This window comes from Marinobacterium alkalitolerans (genome assembly GCF_017776525.1).
Lineage (GTDB): Bacteria > Pseudomonadota > Gammaproteobacteria > Pseudomonadales > Balneatricaceae > Marinobacterium > Marinobacterium alkalitolerans.
In genome coordinates, this window is record NZ_JACVEW010000019.1 from 1 (window position 1) to 17,735 (window position 17,735).

14 protein-coding genes and 1 tRNA gene are annotated in these 17,735 nt (G+C 55.8%); 2 read left to right on the forward strand and 13 right to left on the reverse strand.

Going from position 1 to position 17,735, the window contains the following annotated elements:
• Position 1: 1 nt before the first annotated feature.
• The 3 genes from H9C73_RS12095 to H9C73_RS12105 all read right to left on the reverse strand — a co-directional run bounded on the left by H9C73_RS12095 (position 2) and on the right by H9C73_RS12105 (position 2,117).
• Positions 2–77 (reverse strand) — tRNA-Ala (locus H9C73_RS12095).
• An 89-nt stretch (positions 78–166) separates the two neighbouring features.
• On the reverse strand, positions 167–1,651 hold the full coding sequence (gltX, locus tag H9C73_RS12100; RefSeq protein ID WP_209288087.1) for a glutamate--tRNA ligase: 1,485 nt from the start codon (positions 1,649–1,651) through the stop codon (positions 167–169).
• Between the two features lie 88 nt (positions 1,652–1,739).
• Positions 1,740–2,117, reverse strand: a complete 378-nt coding sequence (locus tag H9C73_RS12105; RefSeq protein WP_209288088.1) for a diacylglycerol kinase — start codon at positions 2,115–2,117, stop codon at positions 1,740–1,742.
• Between the two features lie 403 nt (positions 2,118–2,520).
• Here H9C73_RS12105 and dusA point away from each other — a divergent pair, with 403 nt between their 5' ends.
• Together dusA and tal are read left to right on the forward strand one after the other, a co-directional pair.
• Entirely contained in the window at positions 2,521–3,459 is a 939-nt protein-coding gene (gene dusA, locus H9C73_RS12110) for a tRNA dihydrouridine(20/20a) synthase DusA (RefSeq protein WP_407944012.1), read from the forward strand.
• A gap of 34 nt (positions 3,460–3,493) precedes the next feature.
• Positions 3,494–4,429 carry a transaldolase gene (tal, locus tag H9C73_RS12115; RefSeq protein WP_328797977.1) on the forward strand — a complete coding sequence of 312 codons (936 nt, stop codon included), beginning with the start codon at positions 3,494–3,496 and terminating at the stop codon, positions 4,427–4,429.
• 23 nt (positions 4,430–4,452) lie between these two features.
• Here the strand turns inward: tal and H9C73_RS12120 are convergent, their stop codons facing one another.
• The 10 genes from H9C73_RS12120 to ppnN form a co-directional block, all read right to left on the reverse strand.
• The gene (locus tag H9C73_RS12120) at positions 4,453–4,938 is read right to left on the reverse strand and encodes an STAS domain-containing protein (protein WP_209288090.1); all 486 of its coding nucleotides are present in this window, start codon (positions 4,936–4,938) and stop codon (positions 4,453–4,455) included.
• Positions 4,935–6,080, reverse strand: coding sequence for a PP2C family protein-serine/threonine phosphatase (locus tag H9C73_RS12125; RefSeq protein WP_209288091.1), 1,146 nt, complete (start codon positions 6,078–6,080; stop codon positions 4,935–4,937). The genes H9C73_RS12120 and H9C73_RS12125 overlap by 4 nt, the downstream gene beginning before the upstream one ends.
• 119 nt (positions 6,081–6,199) lie before the next feature.
• Positions 6,200–6,901 carry an MlaA family lipoprotein gene (locus H9C73_RS12130; protein WP_209288092.1) on the reverse strand — a complete coding sequence of 234 codons (702 nt, stop codon included), beginning with the start codon at positions 6,899–6,901 and terminating at the stop codon, positions 6,200–6,202.
• 144 nt (positions 6,902–7,045) lie between these two features.
• Positions 7,046–7,975 (reverse strand): porin, encoded by a 930-nt coding sequence (locus tag H9C73_RS12135; RefSeq protein WP_236014258.1) that lies wholly within the window; start codon positions 7,973–7,975, stop codon positions 7,046–7,048.
• A 334-nt stretch (positions 7,976–8,309) separates the two neighbouring features.
• Positions 8,310–12,224: an ATP-dependent RNA helicase HrpA gene (gene hrpA / locus H9C73_RS12140; RefSeq protein ID WP_209288094.1), complete on the reverse strand. Its 3,915-nt coding sequence runs from the start codon at positions 12,222–12,224 to the stop codon at positions 8,310–8,312.
• Between the two features lie 61 nt (positions 12,225–12,285).
• Positions 12,286–13,944, reverse strand: a complete 1,659-nt coding sequence (locus tag H9C73_RS12145; protein ID WP_209288095.1) for an AMP-binding protein — start codon at positions 13,942–13,944, stop codon at positions 12,286–12,288.
• 3 nt (positions 13,945–13,947) lie between these two features.
• Positions 13,948–14,730 carry a class II glutamine amidotransferase gene (locus H9C73_RS12150; protein WP_209288096.1) on the reverse strand — a complete coding sequence of 261 codons (783 nt, stop codon included), beginning with the start codon at positions 14,728–14,730 and terminating at the stop codon, positions 13,948–13,950.
• Positions 14,730–15,146: a bactofilin family protein gene (locus H9C73_RS12155; protein ID WP_209288097.1), complete on the reverse strand. Its 417-nt coding sequence runs from the start codon at positions 15,144–15,146 to the stop codon at positions 14,730–14,732. The genes H9C73_RS12150 and H9C73_RS12155 overlap by 1 nt, the downstream gene beginning before the upstream one ends.
• A 5-nt stretch (positions 15,147–15,151) precedes the next feature.
• Positions 15,152–16,084, reverse strand: coding sequence for a M23 family metallopeptidase (locus tag H9C73_RS12160; RefSeq protein ID WP_209288098.1), 933 nt, complete (start codon positions 16,082–16,084; stop codon positions 15,152–15,154).
• Between the two features lie 89 nt (positions 16,085–16,173).
• Positions 16,174–17,544: a nucleotide 5'-monophosphate nucleosidase PpnN gene (gene ppnN / locus H9C73_RS12165; RefSeq protein WP_236014260.1), complete on the reverse strand. Its 1,371-nt coding sequence runs from the start codon at positions 17,542–17,544 to the stop codon at positions 16,174–16,176.
• Positions 17,545–17,735: the final 191 nt, after the last annotated feature.

Sequence of the window (17,735 nt, forward strand, 5' to 3'; positions counted from 1 at the left end):
TTGGTGGAGCCTAGCGGGATCGAACCGCTGACCTCAACACTGCCAGTGTTGCGCTCTCCCAGCTGAGCTAAGGCCCCTCGTCACAGGACGGGGCGTATATTAATCGCCCCACCCTGAGGTGTCAAACACTTTTTTACCAAAAAGTGACACCAAATATTCAGTCTAATCATGCGCTTAGCGCACGATACTCCTTCTCGAGCCGCTTGGTTGCCTTCTTGGAAGGCGCCCCTGCGATTTCCAGTGCATGGCGAAGGCGCGCACGTGTCATATCCGGTCCCAGGATCGACATGGCATCTACAACCGATACACTCTGCGAGGTGCCGGCAATGGCGACAAACAGCGGGAACAGGAAATCACGTATCTTCAGCTCCATGCCGTCTGCCAGTCCTTTCAGCTCGGCAAACAGGGTGTCACGGTCCCAGTGACGCTGCTGGTCCAGGTGCCAGACACTGAATTGCAGAATGCGCTGCACCTGCTCGGAATCCAGCTTCTTGTGTTCGAAGTCCGCCGCACTGATCGGCAGCATCCCGCTCAGGAAGAACCCGGCCAGAGGCGCGACATCGGAGAACTTCTCCACTCGAGGCTGAATCAGCGGGATAATCTGCATCAGGTACTCAGGGTTCAGCGCCCACTTCTGCATCTGTTCGGCAAACTGCTCGGTTGTCAGTTCTTCACGGATCCACAGGCCGTTCAACCAGCTCAGCTTTTCCTGATCGAATACCGGCCCCCCCAGGGACACGCGCTGAATATCAAAGCTGGCAAACATCTCATCCCGATTGAACTTCTCTCGCTCATCCGGCATGGACCAACCCATACGGCCCAGATAGTTCAGCAGCGCTTCCGGCAGATACCCCATACGCTGGTAGTAGAGAATGCTGGTCGGGTTCTTGCGCTTGGACAGCTTTGACTTGTCCGGGTTGCGCAGCAGCGGCATGTGGCACAGCTGCGGCATGTCCCAGCCGAAGTATTGGTACAGCAACTTGTGTTTGGGTGCCGAGTTGATCCACTCCTCACCACGGATCACGTGCGTGATCTTCATCAGGTGGTCGTCTACCACATTGGCCAGGTGATAGGTCGGCATGCCGTCGGATTTGAGCAGGATTTGAGCATCCACCTGCCCCCAGTCAAGCTCGATCGGGCCGCGCAGCATGTCGTCGATGACGCAGACGCCCTCTTCCGGCACCTTCATGCGCACGACGTAGGGCATGCCCTCGGCCATGCGACGCTCCACTTCTGCCTGCGGCAGCTCAAGGTCGCTTTGTTTCAGCGCGGTATGCTTGCCTTCGGCCTTGCGGCTTTCACGCAGCTCATCCAGCTCTTCCGCAGTACGGAAGCACAAAAAGGCAGTACCCTCTTCCACCAGGCGCATGGCAAAGTCCTTGTACATGTCCTTGCGCTCACTCTGGCGGTAGGGTCCATATTCGCCACCGACATCAGGCCCCTCATCCCACTCAAGGCCCAGCCAGCGCAGCGAGTCCAGAATCGCCTGTTCAGACTCATCGGTACTGCGTGTCTGGTCGGTATCCTCGATACGGAGAATGAATTGACCGCCGTGCTGGCGGGCAAAGGCGAGGTTGAACAGTGCGATATAGGCGGTGCCGACATGCGGATCGCCGGTAGGAGACGGCGCTACACGGGTGCGAACAGTCATATTTCCTGTACTCGGTCCTGTTGTGGTTGAGTAAAATGGTGAATTATAGCCTCTTGACCGGGTCAGCGACTATGCCAACCCCGCCAATTCAGGCTGCAATGAGATTATCGAAGATTACGCCGCCCCAGATGACCGCTACGATCAACAGGGAGAAGAGCACGGCTGCGGACCCCAGGTCCTTGGCCAGGCCGGCCAGCGTATTGAACTCGGTGCCTGCACGGTCCACCACGGCTTCTACGGCCGTGTTAATCAGCTCCATGGTCAACACCAGCAGCAATGAACTGACCAGCAAACCCAGCTGTAGACCGGACTCTGCCAGCCAAAAGGCGACCGGCAACAGGGCCAGAGCGACCCAGGCTTCATAACGAAAAGCGGGCTCGGATCGGTACGCTGCCTTCAGGCCTTTCCATGAATAGCGGGTGGCATGATAAAAGCGCGCAAGTCCTGTCGCTTTGGTCACTATCACTTAAGACTCCGTCGATTGTGATATGAATTCAGTTTGTCCTCATCGAGATAACATGCACTCAACATTTTTCAGAGCCATGTAAGCCAACCCCTTATATCACTCTATTCCTTGCTGTAGACATGTTAGAATACTGAGCTTGCTTTATATCACCTCATATTAACTTCATGAGAGCAGCACGACAGCTTCTTCACCTCCAGAAGCGAAGTGCCAAGCTTACTCATGCAGTATGACATGACTTGTCCAAGGTGGCAGCCGGGGACAAATCGCGGGACAACTGAGCCGGAAAAATAGCACAAAACGGGCAAAAATGAACGAAAACGCAACAGTAAAAAGTGCTGCAGAATCAGGCTCAAAGCCACACACCACGCGGGATACAGTGAATCGACGCTTCAGCGTAGCGCCGATGATGGACTGGACTACTTCTGATTGCAGGGTATTCCACCGCCTCATGTCACGTCACACGCTTCTCTATACCGAGATGGTGACCACTGGCGCGCTGATTCACGGCGATGCCGCACGGCACCTGGACTACGATGCCAGTGAACATCCGGTTGCGCTCCAGCTCGGCGGCAGTAACCCCAAAGAACTGGCTACCTGCGCCCGCATGGCACAGGAGTGGGGCTATGACGAAGTGAACCTTAACGTTGGCTGCCCCAGTGATCGTGTCCAAAACAACATGATCGGCGCCTGCCTGATGGAGTTTCCGGAGCGGGTTGCCGAGTGCCTGGCAGAGATGCAGGCCGCCGTGCATATCCCGGTAACGGTCAAGCATCGTTTGGGCATTGATGACCTGGACAGCTTTGAGCACCTGCACCGTTTTGTCGAGACGGTGAAACAGAGCGGGTGTACAAGTTTTACCATTCACGCCCGCAAAGCCATTCTGGATGGTTTGAGCCCCAAGGAAAACCGCGACATTCCACCTTTGATGTATGACCGCGTGTATCGCATCAAGCAGCTGTTCCCTGAGCTGGAGGTGGTGATCAACGGCGGCATCAAAACACTTGAAGAGTGTGACACACACCTGCAACAGGTTGATGGTGTCATGATTGGCCGCGAGGCCTACCAGAACCCCTGGCCCCTGCTGAGCCAAGTCGACAGCCGTTACTTTGGGGACGACCACGCAATACCCAGCCGACTGGAAACAGCCGAAGCCTTTATACCCCATTTGGAGCGCCGACTGGCTCAAGGCGCGCCTCTATACGCTGTCGTGAAACACCTGCTGGGGCTTTTCCATGGCCAGCGAGGCGGCAAGCAATTCAGGCGCTACCTGAGCGAAAACGGCCACAAACGGGATGCCGCCGTAGACACCTTTCGTGCGGCACTGGCTCTGGTACAGGGTTAAGCCGACCATTTCGATTACAACAGGACTTTCACTGATGGATCAACTGCAACAACTGAAACAGATGACAACCGTGGTTGCCGACACCGGCGATATCGATGCGATTCGCACCTACCAACCGGTTGACGCAACCACAAACCCGTCGCTTCTGTTGAAAGCTGCGCAGGACAGCAAGTATTCAGAGCTGCTGCAGGAGGCGCGCAGCTTTGCCACAGAGAGCACCTGCTCAGTTGAACAGATGACAGAGCGCTTCGGTGTATTGATCGGTCGCGAAGTCTGCGGTCTGATCCCCGGACGCATCTCGACTGAAGTAGACGCTCGCCTCTCCTTTGACACCCGGGCAACGATCGCAAAGGCCCACTCGATCATTAATCAGTATGAAGCGCTGGGCATTCCCAAAGAACGCGTGCTGATCAAGATTGCCTCAACCTGGGAAGGCATTGAAGCTGGCCGCCAACTGGAGCGTGAGGGCATTAACTGCAACCTGACACTGCTGTTCAGCTTTGCACAGGCACAGGCCTGTGCCGATGCGGGCATCTACCTGATCTCACCCTTTGTGGGACGCATTCTGGACTGGCATAAACAGCGCCAGCCGGAAGCGGATTTCAGCTTTGAGCGCGACCCCGGCGTGCAGTCCGTCAGCCGCATCTATCGCTACTACAAAACCCACGCCTACGACACTGTCGTGATGGGGGCCAGTTTCAGAAATACGGGCGAGATCCAGGCGCTGGCAGGCTGTGATCGACTCACGATCAGCCCGGCACTGATGCAGGCACTGGCCGAGGATGACAGCCCGCTGCCCCAGCGACTGAAACCCGGTACGAGCAGCGACGATGCCAAGACACAGCTGACAGAAAGCCAGTTCCGCTGGCAGATGAATGAAGATGTCATGGCTCAGGAAAAATTGGCGGAAGGGATTCGTAATTTTGCTGCTGACCAGATCAAGCTGGAACAGCTGCTGAAAGAGGCTTAAGACTGAAGCACGCTTGAGAGCTGTTAATGACAGTTCTCAAGCGTTGCCACCAGATCCTTGAAGGCTTCACGGTTACTGTCGTTGAGTTCGCTCAGCACCTTGTGCGCATCCAGAATCCGCGCGCGCACTTCCTCTTCAGATTCCTGAACGAAGGGCACCTGTTTCAACTCACACCGATCGGAAGGCAGTTCAGGCACCAGCACGAACACTTGATCAAACCCCATACTGAGCAGCACACGCGTGATATCTTCACTGGTCGAGACCAGTGTTGGCTTGGGCATACCCTTTTTCTCGGCCTTGATCGCCAGTTTCGCGATCAATCCAAGCGAGGTGCTGTCAATATTGTCGGTCTCGGTCAGATCGACCAAGCTGTCGGTAATATTGTCACGCTCCAGCACCGAGTCCAGATGACGCTCAATGGTCGAGCAGAGCGTCAAACGCACATCACCGAAGAACTTCAATACATAGTGCCCGTCACGACACGCATAGTAAATCGCGCCATCACTCATAAAGCGTCTCTACGCACTCTTAGAATCGCAACATCATCCGGGCTTTCATCCCGATCATCGTCGGGCATCATACTCTGCAAAAACTGCTCTGGCGAGTCCCATTCCTGCTCGCACAAACCGAGCAGCAGCGCTTCTTTTTCTGCCAGAGAGTCAGCCTCAATGACTTCAAGGATACCATCGGAGAAGACGCTGATCTCAAACGCGTCTGACAGCTCACATGAAAACGCCTCAAAAACCGGCTGCTCAAACAGCCCCAGCGGCATCCCCTTCCCTTCAAGATAGCGCACTTCGCCTTTTTGTCGCAGAACAGGCAGCGGGTGATGACCGCCTACCGCATATTCCAGTCGCTGCTCATGGTGATGATAAAGGCCCACAAACATGGTCAAGTGCTTGCCCAGCGAGGTCAGAAGCATCTCACGATTGATGCGCTCAAGCGTTGAAACAGGCGACAGGATGTCAAAACTGGAATGGCGCCGATAGTTGCGCAGCAACCTGTGAGTCATGTTTTTCAACAACACCGTCACCAGTGCCGAAGACGCGCCATGGCCGGATACATCAGCCAAATAAAACAGTGTCAAGTCATCACTGATCGGGAAGGCATCTACAAAATCGCCGCTCAGCAACAGGGAGGGTTTGAGCACATAGTCGAAGGACAGGCCATTAATGCGCTGTGAGGCCGGGGGCAGCAGATTAAGCTGCACCTGCTGCGCTGCATGCTGGTCATCGCGCAACTCATCCAGACTGCGCTCCAGACTGTCGCGCAGTCCATTCACCTCTTCAATATAGCGCGCCCGTTTAAGCTGCCGCTCAATGGAGCGGATAAACAGATCAGGGTGCAGATCCAGTTCACCCACTACATAGACATCATCGGCACCGTTACGCAGTGCTGCCACAAGGTGCTCGGCGGTGCCTTCAGCAATCAAGGCCACAACCGGCTTGGGGCTCAAGCGCTGAGCAAAGGCATCCATGGTGATGCTGGAGCCGACAGACGCCAGATCAAAGATCAACAGAGAGATGGGAAAGTGTTCAAGCTGCTGTTCGACCTCATCCACATCAACGCAGTGGACCAGCGTCAGACGCTGATGGTCGCAGGATTCACAGAGCTCGAAGATTCTGCCGGTGGTCGCTGCATTAGCAGACAACAGTAAAACACGCTGGTCGTGGAGGCCCATTAATCAGCCATGATCTCAAAAACTGACATATGAACCTCCACAGTAGTCGCAAGACATGTGGCTTGCAAGCTAATCAGGATCTACAGGCGTTAGAAGTCCTGATCGTACTGGACCTCAACCGTTCCATCATTGATCAGGAACTCACGGCGCTGCATGTAAGCATCACGGACGAAGCTGTATTTGTCGCCCGTAATGATCTGCTCTGCCTGCAGCAGCCGGCTGCGGGTATCAAGCAGACGCAGGCCATACAGACTGTTGCGCGTACGTACGTGATCAACATCGCCGACCGGATCGATACTGGCATCCACAAACAGAGAAACGCCATCACGCACATTGCTCGGGCCAAAGAACGGCAGCACCAGGTACGGGCCACTTTCAACACCCCAATACCCAAGGGTCTGGCCGAAGTCTTCTGGATGCTCTTTTACGCCAGCATAGGAAGCGAAATCAATCAGCCCACCAATTCCAAAGGTGGTGTTAAATGCCAAGCGTGCAGCAGTCTGACCAGCCGCTTCAAACTTAAACTGCAAGAGGTTATTTACGAGACTACCAACATCACCGATATTATCGAAAAAATTGCTGACAGCCGTCTCTGCGATATCAGGCGTGATATATCGGTAGCTTTTGGCCAGCGGCTTTACAGCATACCGATCAAGCTTCTCGTTAAACGCATATATTGAACGATTGAAGCCTTCCAAAGGATCATACTCCCCTGCTCCAACACTCAAAGGAAGCACACCGGCAACCACGACACCGGATACAAGAAAACTTCTACGCAAATAAGTCAGCATCTTTTTTCCTTAACTGGCTGAAGCATCATTCATCCCTAAATCTACCATACAACAAGCAAGCAGGCACACACGCCACACTATTCACAGACACAAAAAAGGCTCCCTGGGGAGCCTTTTTTAGATCAACTTCTTCTATAAATAATATTAGAAGTCTACGCGGTAGCCCAGCTCAACACCGTTACCGATGCTGTCATCACCGTGGTCAACGTAAGCTGCGAAGACGCGAGCCTGTTTACCCAGCTTCTGCTGAGCTTCAACAGACCATTTCTCGTCGTCGTTAGCGTCGTCGTCAGTGTAGTTAGCCAGCAGTTTGGTGTTGCCCATGGTGTAAGAACCAGCAACTTCCCAAGCATCCTGGTCGTCGCCAGCAACCATATCACGGTTTTCGTAACGAGCACCCAGGTACAGAGCGTCCATGCTGTAGGACAGACCTACAGATGTTACGTCGTCGTATGTGCTGCCACCGAACTTGGAAGCATCATCATCATAGCCGAGGTAAGACACAGCACCAGTGAAACCGCCCATCGCGTACTTGGCAGCAACGTGAGCAACGTCAACGGAAGCGTTGTTAGCAACTTCATCGTCCTGAGTAGCGTCAGTATCAGTAGTCAGAACAGCAGCCGCTACCTGGAAACCACCCATGTCAGGCGAAATGTAAGCCAGGGTTTCCGGAGTACGGTGCGCACCGATTACGTAACCAGTGTTACCGCTGGTACCGTTATCAACGATATCAGTAGTGAACACAGTCCACAGTGCGTACGGAGTCCACATGCGACCTACCTGAGCAGTACCGAAGTCGCCGGTAGCACCGATGTAGGACAGACGACCACCGCTCCAAGCACCAGCTTCAGAGTTAACAGCCTGCTCGAACTGGTAAATAGCCTTGGCACCAGAGAACAGCTCAGAAGAGCCCTTGATACCAATACGAGAAGAGTTGTCAGCGATATCCATGTCAACAGTATCGGTGTCAACCATCTTCACGCGCAGAGAGCCGTACAGAGTCGCGTCAGCCTGAGCGACCATCGGAGCAGTCATGGCACCAGCAACAGCCAGAGCAATCAGTGACTTTTTCATCAACATTTCCCCTTCATTCAACATACTAGTAGTGAATTCTAGTTTTTCTCAGCACTAATAGCGCTACAAGAAAAATACTATAAATCCAGTTTATTGCAAACCAGTGAATGTAAAAACATGAGTTTTTTCAACACGAAAGTCTGCGATGCTGCCTGGTAATTGCCATCCTTTGCGAGATTTGAGGCCCGCGTCGACTGAGCAACCACCTAAATTGGGGGCATTACACCACACCCCCTGACGCTTAACAACCCCTTACAGCCCTCTAAATACGGGGATTTGGTGAATAATCTTGATACCCATCAAGTCCCCGCATCCAGCAGGACTGGACTACTGTTCAAAGTGTCTGCAGCAGTTGACGCAACCGCTTGTTTGAAACGGTTTCTCGCGTCCCCAATTGTTGGGCAAACAGCGAGACGCGATATTCTTCCAGCATCCAGCGCATTTTAATGAGCCTTTCCGGTCGCTCATGTCGGCTGTCGTACTCTTTAACCTTTTTCAGATACTTCACGCGCCATTCGGCCAGCTCCTCCGACCATAAAACCTGCTGCCGCAGATCACGGGCATATTTTTCCAGGCGCAGTTCAATCGCCTCAAGATAGCGCGGCAGTTCATCCAGCCACTCCAGATCGGTCTCGACCAGATAATGCGGCACCATTAGCTCAGCCAACTGCTGTTTAATGTCATTCAGTACCGGCACAGCCTGCAAGTTCAGATTGCGCCGGTTCAGCTGCTTATTAATAGTATGTACGGCTCGGTGACAGCGATGAATAAATTGCCCGATGGACTGCAACTGGTCACTCATTTCTGACCGCATCCGCTTTAGGCACGCCTGAAACTGCTCGGCATCACGCGGCAGGCTTTCCCGTGAAAGCCCCGCCGCCCGAATCGCCGCCAGCAGCAGCGCGTCGTCTTCCAGGCTGCGGCGGTCAAACAGCTTGCCGGTCAGAATCACGCTTTCGTTCAGCTTCGGCAGCTCACGGCGCAGGTATTTCAACTGCTGAGCCGGCATGGCCAGCAATAAAAGACGCGCCACGCCTTTTACGCTTTCGCGCTTTGCCATATCGGTCGAGGGCAATACTTTTAATTGCACACTGGCGCCCTGATCAATCAACGCAGGCCAGGCATCGACCTCAATACCGCCTGCCTGCTTCAGCGAGACGACACTCGGCAGCTCCCCGAACGTCCAGGCGGTCAGGTCATCCTGCCCCCAGTGTTCAGAAGGCCCTGCCTGCAAGGCGGCTTCCGCACGGTCCCCAAAGCGCTGGTTCAACTTATCCCAGTCACGCCCCATGCCCAGGGTTTTACCCTGCTCATCCAGCAGACGAATATTGAAGCGCAGATGCGGCTCCAGCTCGACCTGACGCAAGGTATCTGCCTCAACCCGGGTACCGGTCATGCGCAGCAACTGCAAGGACAACGCCTCATAAAAGCTTCCTTCGCCAAAGGCGGCCGCTTCACAGAAGGCTGAGGCGTAATTGGGTACAGGCACAAAATGCTTGCGCAGCTGTTTGGGCAGCCCTTTCAGGACCGCAACAGTTTTCTCTTCCAGCAGCCCCGGCACCAGCCACTCCATTCTCTGCAACGGCGCCACCCTCAACAGCGCCAGCGGGATGTTCAGTGTAACGCCATCGTCGTCCGCACCCGGCTCGAACCGGTAGCTCAGCGCAAGCTCGACCCCATCCAGCATCAACGATGACGGATAGAGGTTATCCGACACATGGTCGCTGTCACGCTGAAGCACATCCTTTTCCTGCATGAACAGGGCATTGGGGTCCTGTTGTTCAACCTGCTTGCGCCAGTGCTCAAACCCCTTGCCATTGACCACATGGGTACCGTTCAGCTCGGTGAAACGTTCGGCGTAAAACTGATACAGCTGCTCCTCATCCACCAGCAGGTCACGGCGACGGGACTTGTCCTCAAGCAATTCAACACTGGCGAGCAGCTCCCGGTTATGCTGAAAAAACGGTGCGCGCGTGCTGTACTCCCCTTCCACCAGTGCACTGCGTATGAAGATCTCGTGGGATGTTTCGGGGTCGATGGCACCATAATTGACCTTCCGCTTGGGCACGATGATCACACCAAAGAGGCTCACCTGTTCATTGGCTATCACCTGTGCCCGCTTCTTCTCCCAGCGCGGCTCCGACCAGTTGCGCTTGACCAGGTGTTTGGCCAGCGGCTCAATCCATTCCGGTTCGATACGCGCCACCTGATGGGCAAAAAGCTGACTGGTTTCCAGCAGCTCGGCTGCAACTATCCACTTGGGGGCTTTCTTGAACACACCGGAGCCCGGAAAGATCTTGAAGCGACGATTGCGCGCACCCAGATATTCCCCCCTCTCCTGTTTGAAACCGATATGGCTCAGCAGGCCGGCCAGCAAGGATGTATGAATATCGCGGTACTCGGCTGGCTCATCGTTTTCACGCAGGTTCAGCTCACGGATACTGATATGTAACTGACGGTGAACGTCGCGCCACTCACGCAAGCGCATGAACGAGAGAAAACGCTTCTGACACCAGCGACGCAACTGGTTCTGGCTTAATTCGTCACGCTGCTCATGCCAAAGCTGCCACAGATTCAACAGCGTCATGAAGTCGGATTCTTCGTCGGCGTACTCGGCATGCTTCTGATCTGCCGCCTGACGCTTGTCATGTGGACGTTCACGCGGATCCTGTACGCTCAAGGCACTGGCAATGACCAACACCTCCTTCAGTGCGCCACGATGAGCGGCTTCAATCACCATACGCGCGATGCGCGGATCAACCGGCAGCCTTGCCAACTGGCGGCCGATTTTGGTCATTTTCCGCTTGGCATCGACCGCACCCAGCTCCTCCAGCAGTTTGAAGCCATCATTGATCAGCCGGGTATCCGGCGGGTCTACAAAGGGAAAGTCGCGAATATCTCCCAGCCGAAGCTGGAGCATCTGCAAGATGACCGCCGCCAGATTGGTGCGACGAATCTCGGCATCGGTAAACGCGGGGCGGGACTGAAAATCCTCCTCCGAGTAGAGGCGAATACAGACGCCCGGCGCCACACGGCCACAGCGCCCCGCGCGCTGATTGGCACTGGCCTGAGACACCGCCTCAACCGGCAGGCGCTGCACCTTTGAACGCACGCTGTAGCGTGAGATACGTGCCTGACCAGGATCGATCACGTAGCGGATGCCCGGCACCGTCAGCGAGGTTTCAGCCACGTTGGTCGACAGCACAATACGCCGACCGGCCTTGCGCTGCTCATGAAACACGCGATTCTGTTCGGCCAGCGAGAGCCGGGCATAGAGCGGTATCACCTCGGTATCCCGCAGATTCGCCTTGCGCAGCGTATCAGCGGTTTCACGAATTTCACGCTCGCCGGGCAGGAACACCAGAATATCCCCGGGGCCACCACTGCGCTTTTCCAGATCAATGGCGATCAGCTCATCGACGGCAGCCAGAATCCCCTGCTGCAGATCGACCGCCTTCTCATCGTCTGCTTCCATTTCATGCAGCGGGCGGTACAACACGTCAACCGGGTAGGTACGCCCGGATACTTCGATCACCGGGGCGTTATCGAAATGTTTGGAGAAACGCTCAAGATCGATTGTGGCCGAGGTAATGATGACCTTGAGATCAGGTCGACGTGGCAGTATGCGCTTGATATAGCCCAGCAAGAAATCGATATTGAGGCTGCGTTCATGCGCCTCATCGATGATCAGGACTTCGTACTGTTCAAGAAAGCGGTCATGCTGGGTTTCCGCCAACAGGATACCATCGGTCATCAACTTGACCTGTGTACTGTCCGACACCTGATCGTGAAAGCGCACCTGATAGCCTACGCGCTCACCCAGCGGGGTTTTCAACTCTTCCGCTATGCGCGAGGCCACCGTGCGCGCAGCGAGCCTGCGCGGCTGAGTATGGCCAATCATGCCGTAACACCCCAGCCCCAGCTCGAGGCACAACTTGGGGATCTGAGTGGTTTTGCCCGATCCGGTCTCGCCCGCAATCACCACCACCTGGTTGTCACGTATGGCATCGAGCAGCTCTTCACGGCGAGCGGATACCGGGAGGTCAGGGTACTCAGGTACAGTACCGGTCTGCTTGAGCGTTTCGACTCGCTCTATCGACGCCTCGACCCGGGCCTCCAGCTGCGCCAGCTGGTTTTCATTCGGCTGCGACTGTTCGCGCAAGGTGCGCAGACGGCGCCGGATAGGAAAGCGGTCGGCAATACGACAGTGTTGAAGCTGTTGTTCGAGAGTGCTGATTCGCTGAGACAAACTGGCCTGCCCTGTTACTGATCATGAAAGGGTGCCATTATCCATATACCACTGCTTATTTCTAATGCAGCGTACGCGCCACGCTTGCCCGTTCCCGCAGGCGGCGCCGACATACCTTGCCAATGGCCGTGCGCGGCAGACTGCGACAGAACTCGACGGACTTGGGCACCTTGTAGGCCGTCAGCCGCTCGCGGCAATAGTCACGCACCTGCTTGATGGTTAACTGATTGGTAGCAGGCACCACGTAGAGCTTGATCTGCTCTCCGGTAGCACTGTCCGGCAGCCCGATGGCGGCACACTCCAGAATATCCGGATGGCAGGCGATCACGTCTTCCAGTTCACTGGGATACACCTTGAATCCCGACACATTGATGATTTCCTTGCGCCGATCAATGATTTTGAGGTGACCTGCCGCATCAATCAGCCCTATATCCCCCGTATCCAAAAAACCGGACTGCATGACGGCCCGCGTTTCTTCGGCCTGTCGCCAATAGCCCTGCATCAGCTGGGGCCCCCGCACCAGGATACGGCCGGTTTCCCCCCTGGGCAGTTCACGCCCCTGCTCATCGGTAATCATGACAGCGGTATCCGGCAAAGGCTCGCCGACCGACCCGAGCCTGACTTTGTCAGGACGGTTAACGCTGACCACCGGAGAGCATTCGGTCAGCCCGTAGCCTTCGCAGATCTGATGACCCGTGACCTGATACCAGCGCTCTGCCACTGAACGGGTCAATGCCATTCCACCGGATATGGTTAACTTCAGACTGGCAAAGTCCAGGCGCTGAAACTCGGGCTGCTGGCAGAGATGAATAAACAGCGGATTGATGCCCGCGAGTACGGTCGGCTGCAGCCGGTCCCAGGTTTTGACCAACGCTCGCATACGACGCGGATCAGGCACCAGCTCCACATAAGCACCACGGCTCAGCAGCACCAGGGTCAGCATGAAGGCATAGATATGATAAAGCGGAAGCGGTTGCAGCAGACGCTCCTGCCCTTCGGAACAGAAGGGGTCAATGCGTGAGCGCAACTGCCCGAGGTTTGCCAACAGCGCCTGCTCGGTCAACATGGCGCCTTTGGAAGGCCCCGTTGTGCCACCCGTATATTGCAACAGGGCCAGAGGGTTGGCCGTTTCTACATCGGGCGGTTGCCATATCAAGCGTGAGCCGCGCTGCATCACGGCTTCAAAGCGCCAGTGCAGCACCTGCGGGCTTCTCCATTTTTGCGGCATCAATGCCCTGAAGCCTTGCAGCCTGACTCGCAGTGCAAGGTTGATCGCCCAGCGCCCCGGAGCCGGATGCAGGTCTGCAATCTGAGTCGTCACGAGGTACTCTACCGGGGTGTGTTCAAGGCGACGACGTGTCTCGCGGGCAAGGTAGTTCGTGGTCACGAGCATACGTGCTTCACTGTCACGCAACTGCCTGATCAACTCGTCATCACAACTCAATGGGCTGGTATTCACCACCACCAGCCCGGCCCGTCGCGCCCCAAAAAGCACAACCGGGTACTGCATGATGTTGGGAAGCTGAATCGCGATACGGTCCCCCGGCTTCAGGTCCGTATCATGCTGAACCCAGGCTGCAAAACGGCGCGAGAGTCGCTCAAGATCGGCAAAGCTGATCGAGGCACCCAGGTGGCCGCACGCAGGTTTTTCATCGTAGCTGCGCGCCAGATCATTCAGTAAACCCGACAGCGACAAGTACTCACTCGGCGGCTGCGCCATATTCTAGCTCCTGTGCCGGCCCACGACCTCACCATCCACGAATACGATCATCTCACCGGTATCCAGTTTTTCCCAGCGTTCGTTATCCGTCAGCGGCTCCGTGGTAATCACCGTAACCACATCGTCCGGGGTCGTTTCGGCTCCAAAGTCGACACTGACCTCGCAGTCTTTCAGGCGCGCTTCTCCAAACGGCGAACGACGGGTAATCCAGGCCAGCTTGGTGCTGCAATAGCAGAACAGGTGGGTCGACTCGCTCAGCAACATGTTGAAGACGCCCAAGCCCCGCAGCCGCTCACAACAGCCATGGATAAACGTCTGCAGTGCTTCCAAATCGTCAGGAGGCTCCGGGTAACGTTCACGAATCTGGTCCAGCAGCCAGCAGAAGGCATACTCGCTGTCGGTGGTCCCGACCGGCCGATAATAGTGCAGAGGCCTGTCAAACAGTGACGGATCAAGCTGACCGTTGTGCGCATAGGTCCAGGTGTAACCCCAGAGTTCACGACTGAACGGGTGCGTATTCTCCAGACAGACCGACCCCACATTGGCCTGTCGAATATGGCTGATCACCACTCGGCTTTTAATGGAATAGTCGGCCACCAGGCTGGCGATACGGGAATCGGCACTGGGTTCAGGATCATGAAAGCAGCGCAGCCCCTTACCCTCGTAGAAGGCGATACCCCAACCGTCACGGTGCGGACCGGTGCGTCCGCCACGCTGCATTAGGCCGGTAAAGCTGAAACAGATATCGGTCGGAACATTGGCGCTCATGCCCAGAAGTTCACACATCAGTCATCCTCTCCCCTGCTGAGGGTAATGCGGTCAGGCAGCGTATCAATCAACTGGTAATCAAGCCCTTCCAGACAATCGTCATCCGCTTCAGTGTCACTCCCCGGGGGCAACTCCGCCCGCTGCTGCATTCTGCGCTCACCGACAAAGGAGGCCTGAGGATCAACAATCAGTTCATCGCTGTATACCCGAGCACTCACACGCCCTCCCTTTTCAATATGCAGGGAGTCACAATGAAGCTCGCCCTCGAGCGTACCGTTAACCGTTACCTGGCGCGCACGCACTGTCCCTCTTACGACCCCCTGACGGCCCACCGCCAAGTCGTCCGACGAGTCAACATAACCTTCCAGTACTCCGTCAACATGCAGCCTGCCGGTCACCTGCAGCTCACCCTGAAGCCGGTTGCCTCTGGCCACGATCGTTACTGCGGACCGGCCTGATTGAGCGGATACATTGCGCTTAAGGATTCCCAAGGTATGTCCTCGACATCGGTAAACAAAAGATCAAAGTTTTCCAGTCCCCACTGCATAAAGGGTTTCGGGTTCAACGGCCGGTACAGGTGGCGTACCTCGTAGTGAAGGTGAGCACCGGTGGAGCGCCCGCTGTTACCGCTCAGAGCAATTTTCTGCCCCTTACTCACGAAGGTTCCACTCTTGACCAACACCTTCTGCAGGTGAGCATAGTAAGTCTTGAAGCCGAAATTATGCTGCAAAACCACCAGGTTGCCAAAGCCGCTCCCCTTGCGATAGCCGGCATATTCCACCACACCGTCGGCCGTCGCATAGACCGGCGTCCCCCGGTCGGCCTTGAAGTCCATTCCGTTATGCATCTTGCGACGTTTCAGGATGGGGTGCATGCGCATGCCATAGCTGTCATTGATCTGCTCAGCTTCAATGGGCACGCCGTTGGGGATGCTGTGCAGCATGAACAGGCGCTGCCGCGCTGCCACTTGCGCCAGTTCGATACGCTGCTCGAGCGTCTGAGCACTGCCCCGGTCGGAAAGCCCCAGGCGCGACTCAAGATCACTCAGGCTGGACCCCATGAGCGCGTTCTCTTCTTTCAGCTTGGCATATTCGCTGCTGAGGCTGTTGAGGGACTCACCCAGGTCGCCAAGTTCGGAAATGTATAACCGCTGAGTGCCCAGCAAAAGCTGATACTGCTCGTTCAAGGCCTCGTGGTTTCGCTCAAGGCTCACAAGGTCGTCCTGAGTCTTGACCAGCAGCCAGTTGGACACGAAGAAGCTGGCTGCAGACAGCAGCAGGAAAATCAGCAGCAGCCAGGCCAGCAGCTGGTGCAGGAATATCTGTCGGGACCCCCGCGTCGTCGTGAGGGTAAGAACCAGTTTACGTCGCAACTACGATACTCTTCGAACAAAGCGCGTATCATACCTGCTGACGCGGTGCAGCACCAAGGCCCGGGGCTTACCCGCCGGGCCTGTGCCGTTCAGGATGCCAGCTCGAAGCAGGGCTCGTATTCCTCATGGTTGATCTTCATTCGGCGCTGATTAACAAACGCCTGCAGCAGCTTGTCCAGTTCCTTGATCACTTCAGACTCGCCGTGCAACTGGAAGGGGCCATGCTCCTCGATCGCACGGATACCGGGCTCTTTCACATTCCCTGCCACAATGCCCGACAGGGCACAGCGTAACTGAGCCGCCAGTGCGTGCTCGGACTGCTGCCGAGACAGCAACAGCTGTCGCATCGCGTCATGGGTTGGCTCAAATGTCTGCTGCAGCGCATAGGGAATTTTAAGCTGCCAGTTGAAGTGGTAGGCCTCCCCTGTTGTCTTGCGGAAATCGGTTACGGTCTCCAGCCCCGCGCGCATGCGCTCGGCCACCTCGTGCGGATCATCGATTACCACCTCATACAGGCTCGCCGCTCGCTCGCCAAGCGTAGCCCGGATAAAGCTGTCGACGGTATCGAAGTAGGCTTCGCTGCCAGCCGGTCCGGTAAAAATCAGCGGGAACGGGTGCTCACGGTTTTCATCCTGCAGCAGAATGCCAAGGATATACAGGATCTCCTCAGCCGTACCCACACCTCCCGGAAATACCACAAACCCGTGCCCCAGCCGCACAAAGGCCTCCAGACGACGCTCAATGTCCGGCATGATGATGAGTTCGTTGACAATCGGGTTGGGTGACTCGGCCGCGATGATGCCCGGCTCGGAAATCCCCACATAGCGCCCATTGGCAATACGCTGCTTGGCATGGGCGATGGTGGCACCTTTCATCGGCCCCTTCATGGCACCGGGGCCACAGCCGGTACAGATATTCAGGCCGCGCAGGCCCAACTCATACCCCACCCGCTTGGTGTATTCATATTCCTCGTGCTGTATGGAATGCCCGCCCCAGCACACGACAAGATTGGGTTTTACGTGCGGGCGCAGCGCATCCGCGTGACGCAACATGTTGAACACCTGATTGGTGATCATCGCCGAGGGATCCAGCCCTTCACAGCAGCTTTCGACCTTGTCCGCCACATACAGCAGATCCCGCACCACCGCGAACAGGTGCTCATTAATCCCCTGTATCAGTTCACCGTCTACAAATGCCGTTGCAGGCGCGTTGATCAAGTCCAGCTGAACGCCTCGGTGTTTCTGGCTGATCTGGACATCAAATTCACGGAAGCGGTTCAGCACCTGACGCGTACTGTCGAGCTCGCTGCCGCAGTTCAATACCGCCAGTGCGCACTGACGAAAAAGCGAGTAAAGGCCACCCTGGCTCTTGTCCTGCAGTCGTGCCACCTCAAAAGGCGAGAGAACATCCAGGTTATCCAGCGGTGTCACACTGGAGGAGATGAAATGCTCGGTCATCATACTGACCTCCTTGTTCCTGTCGAACCTGTCTCACACGCACCAGAGTGGTTCGTGCCATTTAACTATGAACCCTGATACGCAGATTTACTACTGTTTGATGAACAAGGGGTTACAGGAACCAGCTGCGGAAATAACGGGGTGTTTGGATTGTATTTGCGCGGGGCTTGAATTAGTTTGAACCTGAAGCCAGT

Coding starts and splice junctions, on each gene's coding strand:
- gltX (WP_209288087.1), bottom strand. CDS start 1,651: ATGACTGTTCGCACCCGTGTAGCGCCGTCTCCTACCGGCGATCCGCAT.
- H9C73_RS12145 (WP_209288095.1), bottom strand. CDS start 13,944: ATGGCGCAGCCGCCGAGTGAGTACTTGTCGCTGTCGGGTTTACTGAAT.
- dusA (WP_407944012.1), top strand. CDS start 2,521: ATGATGGACTGGACTACTTCTGATTGCAGGGTATTCCACCGCCTCATG.
- ppnN (WP_236014260.1), bottom strand. CDS start 17,544: ATGATGACCGAGCATTTCATCTCCTCCAGTGTGACACCGCTGGATAAC.
- H9C73_RS12150 (WP_209288096.1), bottom strand. CDS start 14,730: ATGTGTGAACTTCTGGGCATGAGCGCCAATGTTCCGACCGATATCTGT.
- H9C73_RS12120 (WP_209288090.1), bottom strand. CDS start 4,938: ATGAGTGATGGCGCGATTTACTATGCGTGTCGTGACGGGCACTATGTA.
- tal (WP_328797977.1), top strand. CDS start 3,494: ATGGATCAACTGCAACAACTGAAACAGATGACAACCGTGGTTGCCGAC.
- H9C73_RS12135 (WP_236014258.1), bottom strand. CDS start 7,975: ATGAAAAAGTCACTGATTGCTCTGGCTGTTGCTGGTGCCATGACTGCT.
- H9C73_RS12130 (WP_209288092.1), bottom strand. CDS start 6,901: ATGCTGACTTATTTGCGTAGAAGTTTTCTTGTATCCGGTGTCGTGGTT.